The sequence below is a fragment of the Kineosporia sp. NBRC 101677 genome, assembly GCF_030269265.1.
In the GTDB taxonomy this organism is placed as follows: Bacteria; Actinomycetota; Actinomycetes; order Actinomycetales; family Kineosporiaceae; genus Kineosporia; species Kineosporia rhizophila.
In genome coordinates this window covers 207,179-226,262 of the sequence record NZ_BSTA01000005.1, presented here as the reverse complement: position 1 = coordinate 226,262, position 19,084 = coordinate 207,179, and the positions used below count along the sequence as shown (strand labels likewise).

At 71.7% G+C, this 19,084-nt stretch carries 14 protein-coding genes; 3 read left to right on the top strand and 11 right to left on the bottom strand.

What is annotated here, in order from left to right; all coding sequences use genetic code 11:
* Positions 1–570: 570 nt before the first annotated feature.
* Positions 571–2,115, bottom strand: a complete 1,545-nt coding sequence (locus QSK18_RS17035) for an alpha-amylase (protein WP_285620262.1) — start codon at positions 2,113–2,115, stop codon at positions 571–573.
* A gap of 95 nt (positions 2,116–2,210) precedes the next feature.
* Positions 2,211–4,760, bottom strand: coding sequence for an aminopeptidase N (gene pepN / locus QSK18_RS17030; protein WP_285620258.1), 2,550 nt, complete (start codon positions 4,758–4,760; stop codon positions 2,211–2,213).
* A gap of 73 nt (positions 4,761–4,833) precedes the next feature.
* Between pepN and QSK18_RS17025 the strand changes: the two genes are divergently transcribed.
* Positions 4,834–5,457 carry a class I SAM-dependent methyltransferase gene (locus tag QSK18_RS17025; protein ID WP_285620256.1) on the top strand — a complete coding sequence of 208 codons (624 nt, stop codon included), beginning with the start codon at positions 4,834–4,836 and terminating at the stop codon, positions 5,455–5,457.
* A 10-nt stretch (positions 5,458–5,467) separates the two neighbouring features.
* Here the strand turns inward: QSK18_RS17025 and QSK18_RS17020 are convergent, their stop codons facing one another.
* The 6 genes from QSK18_RS17020 to QSK18_RS16995 all read right to left on the bottom strand — a co-directional run bounded on the left by QSK18_RS17020 (position 5,468) and on the right by QSK18_RS16995 (position 12,513).
* The gene (locus tag QSK18_RS17020) at positions 5,468–6,553 is read right to left on the bottom strand and encodes a glucosidase family protein (RefSeq protein ID WP_285620254.1); all 1,086 of its coding nucleotides are present in this window, start codon (positions 6,551–6,553) and stop codon (positions 5,468–5,470) included.
* A complete protein-coding gene (locus tag QSK18_RS17015; protein WP_232814100.1) occupies positions 6,550–7,260 on the bottom strand; it encodes a class I SAM-dependent methyltransferase in 711 nt (236 codons plus the stop codon). Before QSK18_RS17015 ends, QSK18_RS17020 begins: the two co-directional genes overlap by 4 nt.
* Before the next feature lie 34 nt (positions 7,261–7,294).
* Positions 7,295–8,554, bottom strand: a complete 1,260-nt coding sequence (locus QSK18_RS17010; protein ID WP_285620250.1) for a glycosyltransferase family 4 protein — start codon at positions 8,552–8,554, stop codon at positions 7,295–7,297.
* A 100-nt stretch (positions 8,555–8,654) separates the two neighbouring features.
* Positions 8,655–10,004, bottom strand: a complete 1,350-nt coding sequence (locus tag QSK18_RS17005; protein WP_285620248.1) for a mannitol dehydrogenase family protein — start codon at positions 10,002–10,004, stop codon at positions 8,655–8,657.
* Positions 10,001–11,518, bottom strand: coding sequence for a UxaA family hydrolase (locus tag QSK18_RS17000; protein ID WP_285620246.1), 1,518 nt, complete (start codon positions 11,516–11,518; stop codon positions 10,001–10,003). The genes QSK18_RS17005 and QSK18_RS17000 overlap by 4 nt, the downstream gene beginning before the upstream one ends.
* Positions 11,515–12,513 carry a LacI family DNA-binding transcriptional regulator gene (locus QSK18_RS16995; protein WP_285620244.1) on the bottom strand — a complete coding sequence of 333 codons (999 nt, stop codon included), beginning with the start codon at positions 12,511–12,513 and terminating at the stop codon, positions 11,515–11,517. The genes QSK18_RS17000 and QSK18_RS16995 overlap by 4 nt, the downstream gene beginning before the upstream one ends.
* Before the next feature lie 118 nt (positions 12,514–12,631).
* On the opposite strand from QSK18_RS16995, the gene uxaC reads away from it, so the two are divergent.
* Both uxaC and QSK18_RS16985 read left to right on the top strand, forming a co-directional pair.
* Positions 12,632–14,035, top strand: coding sequence for a glucuronate isomerase (gene uxaC / locus QSK18_RS16990; protein WP_232814275.1), 1,404 nt, complete (start codon positions 12,632–12,634; stop codon positions 14,033–14,035).
* A gap of 13 nt (positions 14,036–14,048) precedes the next feature.
* Entirely contained in the window at positions 14,049–15,488 is a 1,440-nt protein-coding gene (locus tag QSK18_RS16985) for a Gfo/Idh/MocA family protein (RefSeq protein ID WP_232814276.1), read from the top strand.
* A gap of 24 nt (positions 15,489–15,512) precedes the next feature.
* Here the strand turns inward: QSK18_RS16985 and QSK18_RS16980 are convergent, their stop codons facing one another.
* Genes QSK18_RS16980 through QSK18_RS16970 form a run of 3 tightly spaced genes read right to left on the bottom strand, consistent with a single transcriptional unit; the run spans position 15,513 to position 18,954 of the window.
* Positions 15,513–16,850 (bottom strand): dihydrolipoamide acetyltransferase family protein, encoded by a 1,338-nt coding sequence (locus tag QSK18_RS16980; protein WP_232814277.1) that lies wholly within the window; start codon positions 16,848–16,850, stop codon positions 15,513–15,515.
* A complete protein-coding gene (locus QSK18_RS16975) occupies positions 16,850–17,827 on the bottom strand; it encodes an alpha-ketoacid dehydrogenase subunit beta (protein ID WP_285620240.1) in 978 nt (325 codons plus the stop codon). The genes QSK18_RS16980 and QSK18_RS16975 overlap by 1 nt, the downstream gene beginning before the upstream one ends.
* A complete protein-coding gene (locus QSK18_RS16970; protein WP_285620237.1) occupies positions 17,827–18,954 on the bottom strand; it encodes a thiamine pyrophosphate-dependent enzyme in 1,128 nt (375 codons plus the stop codon). Before QSK18_RS16970 ends, QSK18_RS16975 begins: the two co-directional genes overlap by 1 nt.
* Between the last annotated feature and the right edge of the window lie 130 nt (positions 18,955–19,084).

Genomic DNA, 19,084 nt, shown 5'->3' with positions numbered 1-19,084 from the left:
CCAGGACCAGGAAACCCGGGCGAGCGAACCGCGCGACCAGAACCGAGCAACCCAACCCGGCCACCCGCGCGACCAGAACCAGGCACCCCATCCCGGCCGTCCGCCCGATCAGGAGCGGGCCACCCGGACGAACCCTCCGCGCGACCAGAACCGGGCAACCCGACCAAGCCACCCGAGCGACCAGAACCGGGCAACCCGACCGAGCCACCCGAGCGACCAGGATCGGGCGACCCAACCGGGCCACCTGAGCGACCCGGTCGATCGAGCGGACCGTGGCCACCGACGTCCGTGCTTGGTTCGCCCCGAACCCGTCCACTTACCCAGGCTGCCAGCCTGTTATCACCGAGCAACCGATGCCACGCGCGCATGCCCGCACTCCCCCAGAGTCCCCCACATCCCCCGACGTGGCGTGAGTGACTCTAGGTAGAGCGCGAATTACAGAGAGGTAATTAGCTCGGCGTGTCGGGAGAGCCGTGCAGATGATGCCGGGGCAGTTGGGACATAAAGGCCCGAGTCCCTACCAGCGCCGGAGTCCTACCAGCGCCGAAGTCCCTGCCAGCGCCCGAGCCCCTACAGGCGGTCGGCCTTGGTGAACGCCACCGCACTCTTGCCCTTCACGGTGACCTTGGCCCGCCCGTCCGAGCCCACCTGGACCGTCGAGCCCGAGCACTTGCCCTTCTTCACCGTGCCGGTGGTGACGTCGCAGTAGGTGCCCCCGGGCAGCCCGGTGTCGAAAGTGGCCGTACGCGGCTGCTTGTCGTTGTTCAGAGCCATCCAACCGGCCTTGCCGCGACTGAAGGCGATCAGGTTGCCGCCGTCGTCCCACCAGTTACGCACCGGGGAACGGCCCACGTGGTTGTGGAACGAGACCATCCCGGTCACCGCCGGGTCCGAGTGCACGCACACCCACGCCTTCGAGGTGCAGTCGGTGTCGGTGATGTACCCATCCTTGTCCGCGGGCGGCGAGGCATCCGTGGTCTCCCACGCGAAACTGCTGTACACCTGAGGGGTTCCGTAGCCGTAGCCGAGCAGGAACTGGTTGGCCAGCACGTTGGTCGCGCCGTCCTTGTAGTTCAGCGAGTCGCCGTTGCGCTCGGTGTCGTGGTTCTGCACGAAGCTCAGCGTCTTCTTGCTCGGCGTCAGCCCGGAGCCCTCACCGAACCCCTGCAACGTGGCCAGACTGCCGGTGGCGTTCTCCGGGTAGCTCTTGAACGCGTTCTTCAGCTGGATGTCGGCGTCCAGCCCGAGCACCGCCGAGCCCGCCTCGGTGAAGGCGTGCGGCGAGAGGATGCCCGGTCCCCCACCGAACACCTCCAAGGCCACGTAGGGGCGGGTGCCGTCCACGGTGTCGCGCAGCTTCTTCTGCAGGGCGATCAGGTCGGCCTGGCCGATGTGCTTGGCCGCGTCCACCCGGAACCCCGAGACTCCCCAGCCGAGCAGCTTGTTCAGGTAGCCGGCCAGCTCCTTCTGCACCTCGGGCCGGTCGGTACGCAGGTCGGCGAGACCGACCAGCTCACACTTCAGCACCTGCTGCAGGTTGTTGAAGTCGTCGATACCACCGGTGGCGGACGGGCAGTCGGTGCCCTTCTGATGGAAGTCGGCCGCGTCGTACAGTCCCGGATACTCGAAGTGCGAGTACGAGCGGCCGCCGTACGAGACCGATCCCTGCCCCGTCATGTGGTTCACCACGGCGTCCACGTAGACCTTCACCCCGGCCTGCCGGCAGGTCTTCACCATGGCCCGGAACTCGGCCTCGGTGCCCATCCGCCCGGCCAGCTCGTACGAGACCGGCTGATAGATCTCCCACCAGGGATGGAGCACGGTGTCGCTACCGTCGCCGAGCTTGGTGCGCTTGAGCGAGTCGGCGGGCTGGGAGACCTGGACGCCGGCGTACCCAGAGGGCCCGAGGACGTTCGTGCACTCCTTCGCCACGGACGTCCAGTTCCACTCGAACAGGTTGGCCATCACGTCCGAACGTCCCGTCCCGGCCGCCTGCACCACCTGTTGTTCAGGGGGAGCCGGGCGGTCGCGCTCCAGAGCGGCCATGCCCCCGAGCGGCAGACCGATCGCGGCCAGGACGGCCAGAGCACTCAGGGACGAGGAGCGTACGGACATGCGATCCCCCATGGTCGACACTGACCCACCGACGGCGTTGCGCGTAGCAACCGAACCGTAGCTGCCCGCACACGCCCCCGGCTAGGGGCTCCCGCTCAGCGGCCCTGGATCTTCTGCACCCGCACCAGCTCGTCACGCCCCTCCAGCACCAGCCGGCGCAGCCACGACGGCGGCTGCGCCTCGGCCAGATACTGCTCCGTCAGCGCGAGGGCCTCGGCCGCCGTCTCGGCCGCTGCCGGATAGGCGTCCTCGGCGAACGCCTGCGTGCGCTCGCTCGGCCAGACCGCGGCCACGTTGACCAGCACGTCGAAGTACGCCTGGGTGAAAGGATGCACCAGCTCGCCGTGTTCGGCCGCCCGCAGCCCCGTCAGCGCCCACTGCAGAGTGCCGAGCGGCTGCGTGCCCGAGGTGATCGCCTTCCAGGCGGCCGACTTCGCCTCTGCGGCCGGACGCGCCGCGGAACAGGCAGCGGCCTGCGAGCGCCCCTTGTCGGTGAGGTCGCGCTGCAGTTCGGCGTCGATGCGCTCCTGGGTGGCCCGGCCGGTGGTGGCCAGGCGCAGCAGCAGGCTCCAGCGCAGGTCGGTGTCCACGACCAGCCCCGGCACGGTCTCGCTGTCGGTGCCCTCGAGCAGCGCCTCGACGAGGTCGAGCTGCTCGGGCGCCAAGGCCGAGGCGGCGAAAGCGCGCACGTAGGCGAGCTGTTCGGGAGATCCGGCACCGGCGGCCCGGGCCAGTTCGAGGGTCACGGCGGCCAGCTCGGGAAGCTTCTGCGCGCGGGCCGAGGGCTCCAGGTACCGCTTGGCCGCGGTGACGGCCTGGTTCAGCAGCGTGCGGCGCACCACCGCGTTCGGCACCGTGCCCACGTTCTCGAGCACCAGGTCGACGTAGCGCCCGGGCGGGAACTGCGCGTCGCGCACCATGTCCCAGACGATCGTCCAGCACACGGCCTGGGCCAGCGGGTCGCCGATGCGCCCCACGCCCTGCCCGTCCGGGGCCGTGACCAGGGCCAGTGAGGCATCGTCGAGGCGGACCTTGGCGTAGGTGAGGTCGTCGTCGTTGACCAGCACCAGGTCGGCGCGGGCCTGCCCGATCAGCTCCAGCACCTCGGTGCGGGCGCCGGAGACCTCCAGCTCGACCCGGTGCCGGCGCACCACGGCACCGGCCTTCTCGTCGTACAGGCCGATCGCGATCCGGTGCGAGCGCAGCGTGGGGTGCTCCGGCGGGGCGGTCTGCAGCACGGCGAAGCTGCTGTAGGTGCCGGACTCGTCCAGCGTGAACTCGGCGTGCAGGGTGTTCGGGCCGGTGGTCTGCAGCCATTCGGCGGCCCAGCCGTTCATTTCCCGGCCGGTCTCCTCGGTCAGCGCGGCGAGCAGGTCGGCCAGGGTGGCGGTACCCCAGGCGTGCCGGGCGAAGTAGCGGCGCAGGGCCGCCCAGAAGGTCTCCTGGCCGATCGTCGCCACCAACTGTTTCAGCACCGACGCGCCCTTGTGGTAGGTGATCGCGTCGAAGTTCACCTCCATCGAGCGGATGTCGACGATGTCGGCCGCGATCGGGTGGGTGGTGCTGAGCTGGTCCTGCCGGTAGGCGCGGGCCTTGGCGTTGTCGGCGAAGGTGACCCAGGCGTCGCTCCAGCGGGTGGCCCCGACCATGGCGCTGGCCGCGGCGTAGGTGGCGAACGACTCGTTCAGCCACAGGTCGTCCCACCACTGCATGGTGACCAGGTCGCCGAACCACATGTGCGACATCTCGTGCAGGATCGTCGCGGCCCGGTTCTCGTACTCGGCGTCGGTGACCCGCGAGCGGAACACGTACGTCTCGGTGAAGGTGACGCAGCCGGGGTTCTCCATCGCGCCGAGGTTGAACTCGGGCACGAAGGCCTGGTCGTACTTGCCGAAGGGGTAGGCCATCCCGAACGCGCTCTGGAAGTAGCCGAAGCCCTGCCGGGTGACGTCGAGGACGGCCTCGGCGTCGAAGTGCGGGGCCAGTGACTGCCGGCACAGCGTGCGCAGCGGGATCACCACCTCGGCGCCGTCCACCTCACCCCGGTACTCGCCGGAGACCACGTGGTACGGCCCGGCGACGATCGCGGCCAGGTAGGTGGACAGGCGCTCGGTCTCGGCGAAGCGCCACCGCCGGCCCTGTGCCACCGGCTCGACCGCGGTCTCGGGCGAGTTGGAGACCACCTCCCAGTCGGCCGGGGCGGTGACCGTGAAGGTGTAGCGGGCCTTGAGGTCGGGCTGGTCGAAGCAGGCGAACACCCGCTGGGCGTCGGCGGTGGCGAACTGGCTGTGCAGGTAGACCCGATCGTCCACCGGGTCGACGAAGCGGTGCAGGCCCTGGCCGGTGCCGGAGTAGGCGAAGTCGGCGACCACCCGCAGCGTGTTCTCGGCCTCCAGGCCGGCCAGGGTGATCCGGCCGTGCGGGTCGGCGGTGACCGGGGTGCCGTTCAGGTCGGCCTCGCGGCAGGTGGCCTCGGCGATCTCGGCGAAGGTGGTGGCGCCGGGCTGGGAGGAGGTGAACCGCACGAGGGTGGTGGAGCGGAACGTCTCGGGCCCGGTGGTGAGGTCGAGCTCGACGTCGTACGAGTGGACGGTGAGCAGTCGGCTACGCTGTGCTGCTTCGTCTCGGGTCAGGTTCCCAGCCATGGTCCGCAGCCTATGCGCAGTGCCCCGGTCACCGGACAAACCCCTGCACCAGGGGCTCCCCTATCCTCACGCCATGGCCTCGCCCACCGCCCTGCTCGCCGCCGCCCAGGCCGCCCCGGGCTTCATGCCGCCGCACGAGGGCCAGGCCCTGTACCGGGCCGCCCTGGCCGCGAGCGCCGAGGGGCCGCTGCTGGAGGTGGGCAGCTGGATGGGCAAGTCGGCGCTGTACCTGGCCGCGGCCGCCCGGCAGCGCGGAACCCAGGTGGTCACCGTCGACCACCACCGGGGCTCCGAGGAGCACCAGCCCGGCTGGGAGTACCACGACTCGGGCCTGCTCGACGGGCTCGGCCGCATCGACACCCTCCCGGCGTTCCGCCGCACCATCGCCGAGGCCGACGCAGAGGACGTGGTGGTGGCCGTGGTCGCCCGCGGCGAGACCCTGGCCGCGATCTGGAGCACCCCGCTGGCGTTCCTGTTCATCGACGGCAGCCACACCGACGAGTCGGCGCAGCGTGACCTGGCCGCCTGGGCCCCGCACCTGGCCCCGAACGGCACCCTGGCCATCCACGACGTCTTCCCTGATCCGGACGACGGCGGCCAGGCCCCGTACCGGATGTACCAGGCCGCCCTCGCCACCGGCGCCTACGAGGAACTGGAAGGGACGCACTCGCTGCGGCTGCTGCGCCGCAAACCCTGAGAGCGGGCGGTCAGGACGCGACGCCGTCCAGGTCGTCGTCCTCGGCCGACCGGTGGCCGAACACATCGGCGGTGGCCTGCCCACCGCCGATCAGGTCGACGGCCAGCACCACCGCCGCGCCGGTCCAGGTGCTGCGTTCCACCGGCCAGCGCTTGCCGTCCTCGAGCACCAGCCCTGTCCAGTAGGAGCCGTCGCTCTCGCGCAGATGCTGCATGGCGGCGACCAGTTCGGCAGCCCGCCCCAGGTCGCCCGCGCCGGCCAGGGCAAGGGCCAGTTCGCAGGTCTCGGCCCCGGTGACCCAGGGCCGGTCGTCCACACACCGGATTCCCCAGCCCGGCACCACGAACCGTTCCCAGTCGGCCGAGAGTCGTTCGAGGGCGGCCTGGCCACGCAGTGCGCCCCCGAGCACGGGGTAGTACCAGTCCATCGAGAAGCGGTTACGATCAGCAAAAACGGACGTTTGGCGCGACTTTTCGAGCAGGGTCACCGGGCTGCCGTGTCCACTGATCATCAGAGCCAGACGCGTCGCCGCGCGCTCCCACTCGCCCGCAACGTCCAGACGTCCCATCTGGTGCGCGATCCGGGCCCCACACCGAAGAGCGTGGTGGATGCTCGAGCAGCCGGTGAGCAGGGCCGTGGGATCGGCAGAACCCTGGGGTGAGCGGGCCCAGCCGATCGTGCCGTTCGGATTGGCCAGCCCCAGAACGAATCCCAGGGCCCGGCGGACCATGGGCCACATCCGCGCCAGGAACTCGTCGCCACCCCCGCTGAGCCAGTGGTGCAGCACCCCGACCGCGACGTAGGCGGCGTGGTTGCTCTCGGCCGTCGCGTCGGTGACCGATCCGTCCGCTGCGTAGCGGGCGGCCCAGCTGCCGTCGGCACGCTGCTCGCGCCGCAACCACTCGTAACCGGCCAGCGCCTGGTCGTTCAGGCCCGCCACGTCCAGCGCCATCAGGCACTCGACGTGGTCCCAGGCGTCGACCTGCCCGCCGGCCTCCCACGGCACCGCTCCGTCCGGAAGCTGCACCGCGGCGATGCTGTGCGCCGTCTCCAGCAGGTCCGCAGCCTGAGGCAGTACCGGAAGAGTGTGGCTCACGCCGGCTTGTGCAGATAGAGAACGACGCTCTTGCCGATCAGCGGGTTCAGCGCCGCCTCCAGCACCCGGGTGGTGCGCGGCTTCTTCACGATGTCCCAGACCAGCAGCCGGTGGTAGGCGCGCACCACGGCCGCGTCCCGGTTCACGCCGACCGCGCACTTCAGCCACCAGTACACGCTGTGCAGGGCGTGGGCGTGGGCGGTGCCGGTGTGCTGCAGGCCCGCGTCCTGGCACAGCGACGCCAGTTCCGAGGCCTTGTAGATGCGTACGTGCCCACCCTCGTTGGCGTGGTACTCGTCCGACAACGCCCAGCAGATCCGCTCCGGCAGCCACCGCGGAACGGTGATCGCCGCCCGGCCACCCGGTTTCAGCACCCGCGCCAGCTCGGCCACCGCACTTGCGTCGTCCTCGATGTGCTCCATCACCTCCGAGGCGATGACCCGGTCGAAGGACGCGTCGGGGAACGGAAGGGTGCGCAGGTCACCGACGACCGGGGCGGTGCGGGTACCGGCCGGCGTCTCCCCGGCCAGGTCCATCGCGCCGGTCCAGGTGCGGGTGGTGGCCAGGTCCTTGTGCGACAGGTCGAGCGAGACCACGTGCGCGCCGCGCCGGTACGCCTCGAACGTGTGCCTGCCCTCACCACACCCCAGGTCCAGCACATCCATCCCGGCCTGCACGTCCAGCCGGTCGTAGTCCAGCGTCAGCACCTACCCCGCCCTACCATTCCGCTCGTCGAACACATCAGGAACCCACGGCCGCAATCGCGTCCGAATACCACTGCGCCGTACGGCTGGCCGTCAGCCGCCAGGTGAAATGCTCGACCACCCGCGACCTTCCGGCCTCGCCCAGCCGGCGGGCCAGGGCGGCATCGTCCAGAAGCCGCCCGATCGAGCGGCCCAGGGCGTCCACGTCCCCGGAGGGCACGTGCAGGGCGGCCAGCCCGTCCGGCCCCACCACCTCCGGCAGCGCGCCCGCAGTGGTGACCACCAGGGGCACACCGCAGGCCATCGCCTCCACCGCCGGCAGCGAGAACCCCTCGTAGCGCGAGGGAACCACCGCGACCTGGGCGCTGCGGAACAAAGCCGCCAGCGCCTCGTCCGTAAGCCCTTTCACGAAACGCACCACACCGCTCAGCCCCAGCCGCGTGATGGCCTGATCAGCCGCCCCACCGGGCCGCGCCGCCCCCACCACGACCAGCTCCACCGGCCGCTCCACGGCCACCTTGGCAACCGCCTCGATCAGGTCGTTCAGCCCCTTCAGGGGAACGTCGGCACTGGCCACGGCCACCACCCGCCCGGCCACCGGCTCAGGCCCGGCGGTCGGGGCGAACGTCTCCTCGTTCACTCCGACCCCGATCACCCGCAACTTCTCAGCGCGCACCCCGAAAGCCCGCACGATCTCGTCGCGCGAGGCCTGGGAGACGGTGGTGAGCCAGGGAAGCCGCCGCGCGACCCGCCCCTGCATCCGGCAGAACGCGTACCACCGCCGCAGCGACAACTGCTTCGCCCGGTCGCCCGCCTCCCGCGCCGCCGCCAGCTCCAGGTCACGATCGACGGTGATGGGATGGTGAATCGTGGCCACCAGCGGAATCCCCCGCCGCGCCAGTTCTGCCCGCAACCCCAGCAACCCGTAGCCCAGCGACTGGTTGTCGTGCACCACATCGAACTCGCCCAACCGCGAGCGCAGATGGTGCCACGCCCGCAGCGAGAAGGTCAGGGGCTCCGGGAACGCCGCCGTACACATCAGCCCCCACTCCAGCACGTCGACCGGCGAGCGGAACTCACGCAGCCGCGGGGTACGGAACGGATCGGGCTCGCGGTACAGGTCGAGGTTGCGCAGGTGGGTCAGCCGCACCCCCGGATCGAGCTCCGGCAGCGGCGGTCCGGAGAACACCTCGACCTGATGGCCGAGCGTGACCAGCTCACGGGACAGATGCCGGACGTAGATGCCCTGCCCGCCACTGTGCGGCTTGCTGCGGTACGACAGCAGCGCAATGCGCAAAGGGCGTCCTGCCTGCAACCGCCGGTCCATGTCCATGAACTGATCACGATATCGGCTCCCTGGCACGCGGACGCGAACCCCCGCACGCCGGGAGCCTGACCTACCCCTTGCGGCGCCAGCTTCGCGCCACCTGAACCTGCTCGACCAACGCGGCCCGCAGTTCCCCGTCGTCCCGTAAGTCTGGGGCGAAGACCTCGTCCACCCCCAGCAGTGCCTCCACCAGCCCCGCGGCACTGTCGGGGGCAGCGGTAACAGCAGAACTGAGGACGTCGGCGTGCGGGTCGTCGAGGGGAAGGCCGGTGGAGTGGGTGGTCGCCTCTACGTAGGCCATCCAGGCCGCGACGCCGAGGATCGCGGCCTGGGGCAGGCGGCCGGCCGCGCGGGCGTCGCGGATGGTGCCCAGCAGGCGGGGGCCGAGCTTGAGGCTGCCGTCCATGGCCACCTGCACGGTGCGGTGCGGCAGGGCCGGATTGCCGAAGCGCTGCAGCACCGTGCGCCCGTACTCCAGAACCTCCAGGCCGTCGGGGGCCAGGGTGGGGGCGACGTCTTCCTCGATCAGGCGCCACGCCGCCGCGGCGAGGGCGTCGTCGGAGGCGGCCTGGGCGATCGTGGTGTGACCGGCCAGGGCGCCGAGGTAGGCCAGCAGGGAGTGGGCGCCGTTGAGCACCCGCAGCTTGCGCCGCTCGTAGGGGGCCACATCGGCCACCAGTTCGGCGCCGGCCTTCTCCCAGGCCGGGCGGGCGGCGGCGAAGTCGTCCTGGATCACCCACTGCCGGAACGGTTCGGCCACCACGAGCGCCTCGTCGAGCAGGCCGAGACGCTCGGCGGCCTCGGCGCGGTCGGCGGCGGTGGTGGCCGGCACGATGCGGTCGACCATGGAACAGGGGAAACGGACGTGGTCGGCCACCCAGGCGGCCAGCGGGGCCGGGCTGTGCTCGAGGACCAGGTCGCGCAGCACCTCGCCGTTGCCGTTGAGGTTGTCGCAGGACAGCACGGTCAGCGGCGCGCCCCCGGCAGCCCGGCGGGCGGCCAGGCCGGTGATCAGCCGGTCGAGGGCGCCGCCCGGGCCGGGGCGGTAGCCCTTCTCGGTGATGGTCAGCGTGACCACCTGCACCTGTTCCTGGGCCAGGCGCTCGGTGAGGCGCTCGGGCTCGCTGCTGCCGTCGACCACGTCACGCACCACGTCGATCACATCGAGGCGGACGCCCTGCGGGCCGCGTTCGAGCACCGAGTACAGGCCCTGCTGCGGCCGCAACTGCTCGGCGACCGTGGCCGAGCGCTGGGTGACCCCGCAGATGCCCCACTCCCCCGGCGCGGCCGCGAGCTGGGTGTACACGGCCTGGTGGGCACGGTGGAACGCGCCGATGCCGAGGTGCACGATGCCGACCGGAGCCTGCGGCCCGAACTCGTGCTCCCCGCGGTCGAGCGCCTCAGGGGAAAGTCGTTTCACAGCACGGCTCCGATCTGCCAGGGCACGATCTCTTCCTGCCCGGCGCCGAGTTCTTCGCTGAGGGTGGGCTCGCCGGAGGCCACGTCGAGCACCCGGTCGTAGATCTGCCGCCCCACGTCGGCCACGTCCAGGCCCTGTTCGACGATGCCGGAGCAGTTGATGTCGATGTCGTCGGCCATGGTGCGGGCCAGTTCGGCGTTGGTACCGAGCTTGAGGGTGGGCGCCGGGCGGCTGCCCAGCACCGATCCGCGGCCGGTGGTGAAGCAGAGCACGTTCGCCCCGCCGGCCACCATGCCGGTGACCGACACCGGGTCGTAGCCGGGCGTGTCCATGAACACGAGCCCGGGCCGGGGCACCTGCTCGCCGTAGCCGACCACCGCCGACAGCGGGCTGTGGCCGGCCTTGGCCACCGCCCCGAGCGACTTCTCCAGGATGGTGGTGATGCCGCCGGCCTTGTTGCCCGGGGAGGGATTGCCGTCGAGGGTGGTGCCCAGCGAGGCCGTGTACTCGCGCCACCACTCGATCCGCTCGCGCAGGTCCGCCGAGACCTGCTCACTGACCGCGCGGCGCATGAGCAGCACCTCGGCGCCGTAGATCTCGGGGGTCTCGCCCAGGATGCTGGTGCCGCCGGCCGCGACCAGCAGATCGCTGGCCACCCCGAGGGCCGGGTTCGCGGTCAGGCCGGACCAGCCGTCCGAGCCCCCGCACTGCAGGCCCAGGACGAGGTGCTCGACCCCGGCCGGTTCGCGTCGGAGCCCGGCCAGGGACTGCGCCATCTCCCGCACCACGCCCGCTCCCCTGGCCACGGCCGCCTTGGTGCCACCGGCGTCCTGAATCGTGTAGGAGACCACCGGGACCTCGGGCGAGAGATCGAGATCGGACAGGACGCCGGACATCTCGTTGATCTCGCAGCCCAGGCCGACCACCACCAGGCCGGCGATGTTGGGGTGGCGCGCGTAGCCGGTGAGGGTGCGGCGCAGGATGTCCCAGCCCGGGCCGCTGTTGGCCATGCCGCAGCCGGTGCCGTGGGTGAGGGCCACCACCCCGTCGACCGAGCCGTCGGTCTCCGTGCGCACGAGCTCGTCGGTGCGGCGGGCGATCGCCTTGGCCACCCCCGCCGAGCAGTTCACCGTGGTCAGCACCGCGATGCTGTTGCGGGTGCCGACCCGGCCGTCGCCACGGTGGTAGCCCAGGAAGGTGCGGCGCAGGCCGGCCGGCAGCTCCAGCGTGGAACCGTGCCCGACGGCGGATTCCGACGCGGCGCCCCCGTCGACGAAGGCCAGGTTGCTGGTGTGCAGGTGCTCGCCCGCCTGCACGTCGCGGGTGGTCACACCGATGACCTGACCGTACTTGCGCACCTCGGCCCCGGCCGGCAGATCCCGCAGGACCGCCTTGTGCCCGGCCGGGATCTCCTGCCGCGCCACCAGGTCGGGGGCGAGCTGGTCACCGGCCTTCACCGGCGAGCGCACCACCGCCACATCGTCACCGGCGGCCAGACGCAACAACAAGCTCACTGAGACTCCGATCGTCGTCGCTTCGGGCCGGTCGAGCCCCGCACCACCAGCGCAGCCGGCACCCGCCGCTGCCGGGCCCGGGGTTCGGCCTCGGCCAGCTGCTGCAGCAGCAGATCCACCGCCTCGGCACCGGCCCGGGCCAGCGGCATGGCCACCGTGGTCAGCGAGGGCCGGATCATGCCGGCCATCGGGATGTCGTCGAAACCGGCCACGCTCAGCCGGGCGGGCACCGCCACCGACTGCTCGGCCAGCGCCTGGCACAGGCCGATCGCGACCAGGTCGTTGTAGGCCACCACCGCGCTGACCGGCGCCGACAGCACCAGCCCGGCCGCGCCCGCGCCGCCCTCGAACGTGGGCGACACCTGCCCCAGTTCGTGCAGCACGACCCCGGCCCGGGCACAGGCCTGGCGCACGCCGCGCAGCCGCTGCGCCCCCGACCAGCTGCCGCTCGGCCCACCCAGGAAGCCGATGTCGCGGTGGCCGAGGCCGGCCAGGTGGTCGATCAGCTCGGCCGCGCCCTCGGCGTTCTCGAAGGTGACCGACGAGGCCCGCGGCAGCGCCCGGTTGACCAGCACCGTGGGGGTGGCCTCGACCGCCTCGTGCAGCGCGGCCGGGCGCATCCGCGGTGAGCACAGCAGCAGGCCGTCGACCTGCTTGGCCAGCTGCCGCACCAGCTCCGGCTCGGCCGCGGCGTTCTCGTCGGAGTCGATCACGAACAGCTGGTAGTCCGACTCCAGCGCCCGGGCCTGGATCGCCTTGACCAGGCCGGGGAAGAACGGGTTGGCCAGGTCGGGCACCAGCAGGCCCAGGTTGCCGGTGCGGCCGGTGATCAGCCCCCGGGCGGCCCGGTTGGGCCGGTAGCCCAGCTCGGCGGCCAGGGCCACGATGCGTTCCCGGGTGCGCTGGTCCACCTTCTCCGGCACCGTCAGCGCCCGCGAGACGGTCGACGCGGACACGCCCGCCGCCTGCGCCACGTCGCGAAGCGTCACCGACACGGTTCACCCTCCCTGGCCTTCGGGCCTCCATCCTGCCCCCGCCTGCAATCGTTTGCAAGGCCGGGTCGAAATGGGAACCGGGCCTTGACACAGCAGATTCAGATGCAAAGGTTTGCACATGCCGACCGCGCTGACGCTGCATCCCGACCGTGCCCTGCCCTCCGAACCGGCCGCCCGTGCACTGGCCCGGCGCATCTACTCCCACACCGCCGCGCTGCCCATCGTGAGCATGCACGGCCACGTCGAGGCACAGGCCCTGGCCGACGACGCACCGTTCGGCGACCCGGCCGCTCTCCTGGTCACCCCCGACCATTACGTCACCCGAATGCTCTACTCCCAGGGCGTGCCCACCCACCAGCTCGGCGTGGGCGAGAACCCGGCCACCGCGCGGGAGATCTGGCGCACCTTCTGCAACCACTGGCACCTGTTCCGGGGCACCCCCTCGCGCTACTGGCTGGAGCACGAGCTGGTCGAGGTCTTCGGGGTGAGCACGGCCCCCTCCGCCGAGAGCGCCGACGCCCTGTTCGACCAGATCTCCGCCGTCCTGGCCGATCCGGGGTTCCGGCCCCGGGCCCTGCTCGAACGCTTCGGCATCGAACTGCTGGCCACCACCGACCCGGCCGCCTCCCAGCTGGAGCACCACGCCAAGCTCGCCGCCGACGGCTTCGGCGAGCGCGTCATCCCCACCTTCCGGCCCGACGCCGTCACCCACCCCGCCCGCCCGGGCTGGGCCTCCGACGTCGCGCTGCTCGGCCGGGCGGCCGGCATCGACACCGGTGACTACACCGGCTACCTGGCCGCACTCCGCCAGCGCCGCAACGCCTTCGTCGAGGCCGGGGCCCTGGCCACCGACCACGGCCACCTCGCCACCGACACCACCCCCCTCAGCCCGCAACAGGCGTCCTCCATCTACCGAAACGCCCTCGACGGCGAACTGAGCGCCGAGGCGGCCGAAGCGTTCACCGGGCACATGCTCTTCGTGATGGCCCAGATGTCGGCCGAGGACGGCCTGGTCATGCAACTGCACCCGGGGGTCCTGCGCGACCACCACCCCGGCGCGGCCGCCGCCCTGGGGCCCGACCGGGGCTGGGACATCCCGGTGCGCACCGAGTTCACCCGCTCGCTGCGGCCCCTGCTGGAGCAGTTCGGCATGGACCCGGCGTTCCGGCTGATCCTGTTCACCGTCGACGAGACCACCTACAGCCGGGAGCTCGCGCCGCTGGCCGGGGTCTACTCCGCCGTGCGGCTGGGCGCCCCCTGGTGGTTCCTCGACAGCCCACACGCCATGCGCCGCTTCCGTGAGGCCGCCACCGAGACCGCCGGTTTCTACAACACCTCCGGCTTCGTCGACGACACCCGGGCCTACGCCTCCATCCCCGCCCGCCACGACCTGTCCCGGCGCATCGACGCCGGCTACCTGGCCTCGCTGGTGCTGGAACACCGCCTCAGCGAGGAAGAAGCCACCGAGACGGCCCTCGACCTGGCCTACCACCTGCCCAAGAAAGCCTACGCCCGCCGCTAGGGAGCCCTCCGCAATGAGCAGCCCGATCGACCAGAACCCGACCGCCCCGCCCGCTGGCCCCCCGAAAACCCCCTCAGCACAGGTCGTCCCCCAGTTCGAAGCGGTCCCGGCCGACCGCCCTCGCCGCCGCTACGCGGTGGTGGGCACCGGCCACCGGGCCGGCATGTACATCGGCGCACTGACCGGCGAGCACGCCGACGTGGGCCGGATCGTGGCCTGGTGCGACCCGAACCCCGCCCGGATCGGCTACTACGACCAGCAGGCCGGGCCCGGGCTTCCCGCCTACACCCCCGGCGACCTGGAGCGGATGATCCAGGAACAGGCCGTCGAGACGGTGATCGTCACCAGCCCCGACGTGCACCACGCGGGCCTGGTCGACCGGGCCCTGCGGGCCGGGGCCGACGCGGTGGTGGAGAAGCCGCTGACCACCACCGCCGAGGGCTGCCGGCTGATCACCGACGCGGTCGCCGAGACCGGCCGCGACGTGGTGATGACGTTCAACTACCGCTACGCGCCCCGGAACTCGAGCCTGCGGGAGGTGATCGCCTCCGGCCGGATCGGGACGGTCACCAGCATCCACTTCGAGTGGGTGCTCGACACCCTGCACGGCGCCGACTACTTCCGCCGCTGGCACCGCGACAAGGCCAACTCCGGCGGGCTTCTCGTGCACAAGTCCAGCCACCACTTCGACCTGGTCAACTGGTGGCTGGGCGACGTGCCGCAGCGCGTGTACGCCACCGGCGGGCTGCGGTTCTACGGCGACCAGGCCGCCCAGCAGCGCGGTCTCGGCGAGCGCCCGGACCGCGGCACCGGCGCCGGCAACGACCCGTTCTCGCTCGACCTGCGCGAAGACCCCCGGCTGAAGGCGCTTTACCTCGACGCCGAGCACCACGACGGCTACCGGCGTGACGTGGACCCGTTCGCCCCCGGCGTGAGCATCGAGGACAACATGTCCCTGCTGGTCGAGTACGCCGGCGGGGCCAGCCTGACCTACTCGCTGAACGCCCACTCCCCCTGGGAGGGCTACCGGGTCACGGTCAACGGCACCCGCGGCCGCGCCGAGCTCGACGTGGTCGAGCGCAGCCACATCGACCTGGACGAGCAGGGCCGGGCCGTGCTCGACCCCTCCGCCACCCCGGACGACGCCAGCGACGACCTGCGCCCCCAGCGGGACCGTCTGCTGGTCCAGACCCACTGGGCGCGCGCCGAGGAGTACCCGATCCCCGACGGCATCGGCGGGCACGGCGGCGGGGACGCCATCCTGCTCAAAGACGTCTTCCGCCGCGACCTGCGGATCGGCGACGACCCCCTCGGCCGGGCGGCCGGCCACCTCGACGGGGTGCGGGCGGTGGCCGTGGGCATCGCCGCCAACCGCAGCCTGACCAGCCGTCTTCCGGTGGACGTGGCCGACCTCGGGCTCGGGGTCGACCTCGCCACCGGCAAGTCGGTCTGAAGCCAAGCTGAAGTCGGGCTGAGGTCAGGCCAGTAGCAGCTCCCGTCGCGGGTCGGCCAGGATCGCCCCGATCCGGGCCAGGGCCCGGGCCCCCTGCTGGCCGTCGATGATCCGGTGGTCGAAAGACATCGCCAGCTGGGTCATCCAGCGCAGCGCGATCCGGCCCTGGTGCTCGGCCGGTGCCCGCCGCACCGAGCCCAGGCACAGGATCGCGCTCTGCCCCGGGTTCAGGATCGGCGTACCCGAGTCCACCCCGAACACCCCGATGTTGGTCAGGGTGATCGTGCTGCCGGAAAGCTGGGCCGGGCTGGCCTTCCCGGAACGGGCCAGCTCGGTGGTCCGGGTGACCTCACGGGCCAGCGCCGGCAGGCTCAGGCTGCCGGCGCCCTCCACCGAGGGCACCAGCAGGCCGCGCTCGGAGGCCGTGGCCACCCCGAGGTTCACCCGGTGGTGCAGCACGATCTCGTTCGCGTCCTGGTCGAAGGTGGCGTTCAGATCGGGGAACTCGCGGGCGGCCAGGCACAGGGCCCGGGCCGCCAGCAGCATGATGGTGACCCGGGAGCCGTCGAACGCTTTGTCGGCCCGCAACTTCTCGACCAGTTTCACCGACCGGGTCACGTCCACGGTGTGGAAAACGGTGACGTGCGGGGCGGTGAAGGCACTGGCCGTCATCGCCGCCGCGGTGGCGGCACGAACACCCCGCACCGGGATGTGCTCGTCGTCGCTCACTGCGGCCACGGTCTGCGGCCTTTCGGGAACGGCCGTGGCCGCCTGCCGCACATCGTCGCGGGTGACGTCGCCGTGCGGGCCGCTGCCCCTCAGCGAGGCCAGGTCCACGCCGAGATCCTTGGCGAGTTTGCGTACCGGCGGCTTGGCCAGCGGCCGCCCGGTGCCGTTGCTGTTGTTTGCGGACTGGGGGTACCTCCCGGACCCGGAGGGGTTGGGGGATTGTGCCGACGCGGGTTTCTCGGCCGGCGGTTCGGGGGTGGCGGGCTGGGTGGCCGGTGGACGCCTGCGGGCGCGCCCCCGGCTGTGGCCGGGGCCGTAACCGACCAGCGTGGACGGCGGTTTCTCCTCGTCGGGCTTGCCGATACCGGGCTTGGCCATCTCCCCATCATCGGTGATGGCGATGATCGGGGTGCCCACCGGTACCAGCTGCCCGGCCGGCACCAGCAGCTCGGCGACCACCCCGGCGTACGGTGAGGGCAGCTCGACCAGCGACTTCGCGGTCTCGATCTCCACCAGCGGGTCGTTCACCGCCACCCGGTCGCCGGGGGCGACCCGCCAGGTCACGATCTCCGCCTCGGTCAGGCCCTCACCGACGTCGGGAAGCCGGAACTGCCGGCCGGTGACCACGGTCATCAGAACTCCAGCAACTTGTCGACGGCGGCCAGCACCCGGTCGGTGTCCGGCAGGTACTGCTCCTCGAACTTGGCCGGTGGGTACGGCAGGTCGAAACCGGTCACCCGCAGCACCGGCGCCTCCAGCTGGTAGAAGCAGCGCTCGGTGACCCCGCTGACCACCTCGGCCCCCAGCCCGGCGAACCCGGGCGCCTCGTGCACCACCAGGCAGCGGCCGGTACGGGCCACCGAGGCACACACCGTGTCCAGGTCCAGCGGCGACAGCGAGCGCAGGTCCACCACCTCCAGCGAGCGGCCCTCCTCCTCGGCGATCCGGGCCGCCTCCAGGCAAGTGGCCACCATCCCGCCGTAACAGACCACGGTGGCGTCGGAGCCGGCCCGGGCCACCACGGCCTTGTCGAAGGCCGGGGCCAGCGACAGGTCGGTGGAGACCTCGCCCTTCTCCCAGTAGCGGCGCTTGGGCTCGTAGAAGATCACCGGATCACCGCAGGCCAGGGCCTGGCGCAGCATGTAGTGCCCGCTCTGGGGGTCGGAGCAGATCACCACCCGCAGGCCGGCGGTGTGGGCGAAGTAGGCCTCGTTGGACTCGCTGTGGTGCTCGACCGCGCCGATCCCACCGCCGCAGGGGATGCGGATCACCACTGGCATCGGCACCCGCCCGCCGGTGCGGGCCCGCATCTTGGCCAGCTGGGAGACGATCTGGTTGAACGCCGGGTAGACGAAGCCGTCGAACTGGATCTCGCACACCGGGTGGTACCCGCGCATCGCCAGCCCGATCGCGGTGCCCACGATCGAGGACTCGGCCAGCGGGGTGTCGATCACCCGATCGGACCCGAAGTCCTTGCTCAGACCGTCGGTGACCCGGAAGACCCCACCCAGCGGACCGACGTCCTCACCCATCACCACGGCCTTCGGGTCCTGCTCGAGCACCTGCCGCAGCCCCGAGTTCAGCGCCGCCGAAAGACTCAGCCGGGTCATCACGCCACCCCCTCGAAACTCGCCACGAAGTCGGCGTACTCGGCCTTCTGAGCACTCAGCGCCGCCGTGCGCTCGGCCAGCACGTGGTCGAAGAGCCCGCCCAGTTCCACCGGCCCGAACTCCTGGCAGGCCCGCCGCAGCTGCACGCCCAGCTCCTCGCACTCCTCCTCCAGCGCGCCGAGCCACTCGGGCGGGGCCCAGCCCCGCGCCTGCAGCAGCTTCTCCACCCGGGTGAGCGGGTCACGCGAGCGCCAGGCGTCGGCCTCGGCCTGGTCGCGGTAGCGGGTCGGGTCGTCGGAGCTGGTGTGCGCCCCCATCCGGTAGGTCACCGCCTCGATCAGCGCCGGTCCCGCCCCCGAACGGATCTGCTCGACGGCCAGTTTCGTGACCGCGTGCACCGCCAGCACGTCGTTGCCGTCGACCAGGTACGAGTCCAGGCCGAAGCCCCGCGCCCGCTGGTGCACCGACGTGCGCATCTGCAGCCGGGTCGGGGTGGAGATCGCGTACTGGTTGTTCTGGCAGAAGAAGAGCACCGGCGCCGAGCAGGCCGCGGCCCAGTTGAATGCCTCGTTCGCATCGCCCTGGCTGGAGGCGCCGTCACCGAAGTAGGCGGTGACCACCTCGTCGCTACCGTCGCGCTGCACCCCCATGGCGTAGCCGGTGGCGTGCGGCAGGTGCGCGCCCAGCACCACCGAGTAGGCGCTCAGGTGCAGCTCGGCCGGGTCCCAGCCGCAGCCCGAGACCCCACGCCACTGCTCGAGCATCTGGGCCGGCGTGACCCCGCGGAACAGGGCCGCGGCGTGCTCGCGGTAGCTGGGGAAGATCTGGTCGGTGGGCCGTAGCGCGGCCACCGAGCCCACCTGCGCGGCCTCCTGGCCCAGGCTGGGCGCCCAGAGGCCGAGTTCGCCGTGCCGCTGCAGGGCGAACGCCTCGGAGTCGAGACGGCGGGTCAGGCGCATCCATCGGTACAGGTCACGCACGAGTTCGGCGCTGTCGGCGCCGACCTCGAGATGCCGGGCCAGATCGGCGGGCCACTGCTCGGGCGCCGCCAGATCACCGCCGGGGGCCAGCAGTTGCAGCGGCTCGGTGGTTCGCTCGTGGTGCCTGTGTTGCTCGGACTGCTCCATTGCATTCCTCCTGCATCCAACACCAGGTCAGGTGGTGGGTGCCGCGACGAGGGGTGGCCGCCGACGGAACCCGCGGATGGTGCGTCGATCCACCGGGTGAGGCGGATCACGCACAATGTAGCCCGCGGCA

Bases quoted from the DNA above. Each gene is read 5' to 3' on its own strand.
- QSK18_RS16985 (WP_232814276.1), top strand. From the start codon at position 14,049: ATGAGCAGCCCGATCGACCAGAACCCGACCGCCCCGCCCGCTGGCCCC.
- uxaC (WP_232814275.1), top strand. From the start codon at position 12,632: ATGCCGACCGCGCTGACGCTGCATCCCGACCGTGCCCTGCCCTCCGAA.
- QSK18_RS17035 (WP_285620262.1), bottom strand. From the start codon at position 2,115: ATGTCCGTACGCTCCTCGTCCCTGAGTGCTCTGGCCGTCCTGGCCGCG.
- QSK18_RS16980 (WP_232814277.1), bottom strand. From the start codon at position 16,850: ATGACCGTGGTCACCGGCCGGCAGTTCCGGCTTCCCGACGTCGGTGAG.
- pepN (WP_285620258.1), bottom strand. From the start codon at position 4,760: ATGGCTGGGAACCTGACCCGAGACGAAGCAGCACAGCGTAGCCGACTG.
- QSK18_RS16975 (WP_285620240.1), bottom strand. From the start codon at position 17,827: ATGACCCGGCTGAGTCTTTCGGCGGCGCTGAACTCGGGGCTGCGGCAG.
- QSK18_RS16970 (WP_285620237.1), bottom strand. From the start codon at position 18,954: ATGGAGCAGTCCGAGCAACACAGGCACCACGAGCGAACCACCGAGCCG.
- QSK18_RS17025 (WP_285620256.1), top strand. From the start codon at position 4,834: ATGGCCTCGCCCACCGCCCTGCTCGCCGCCGCCCAGGCCGCCCCGGGC.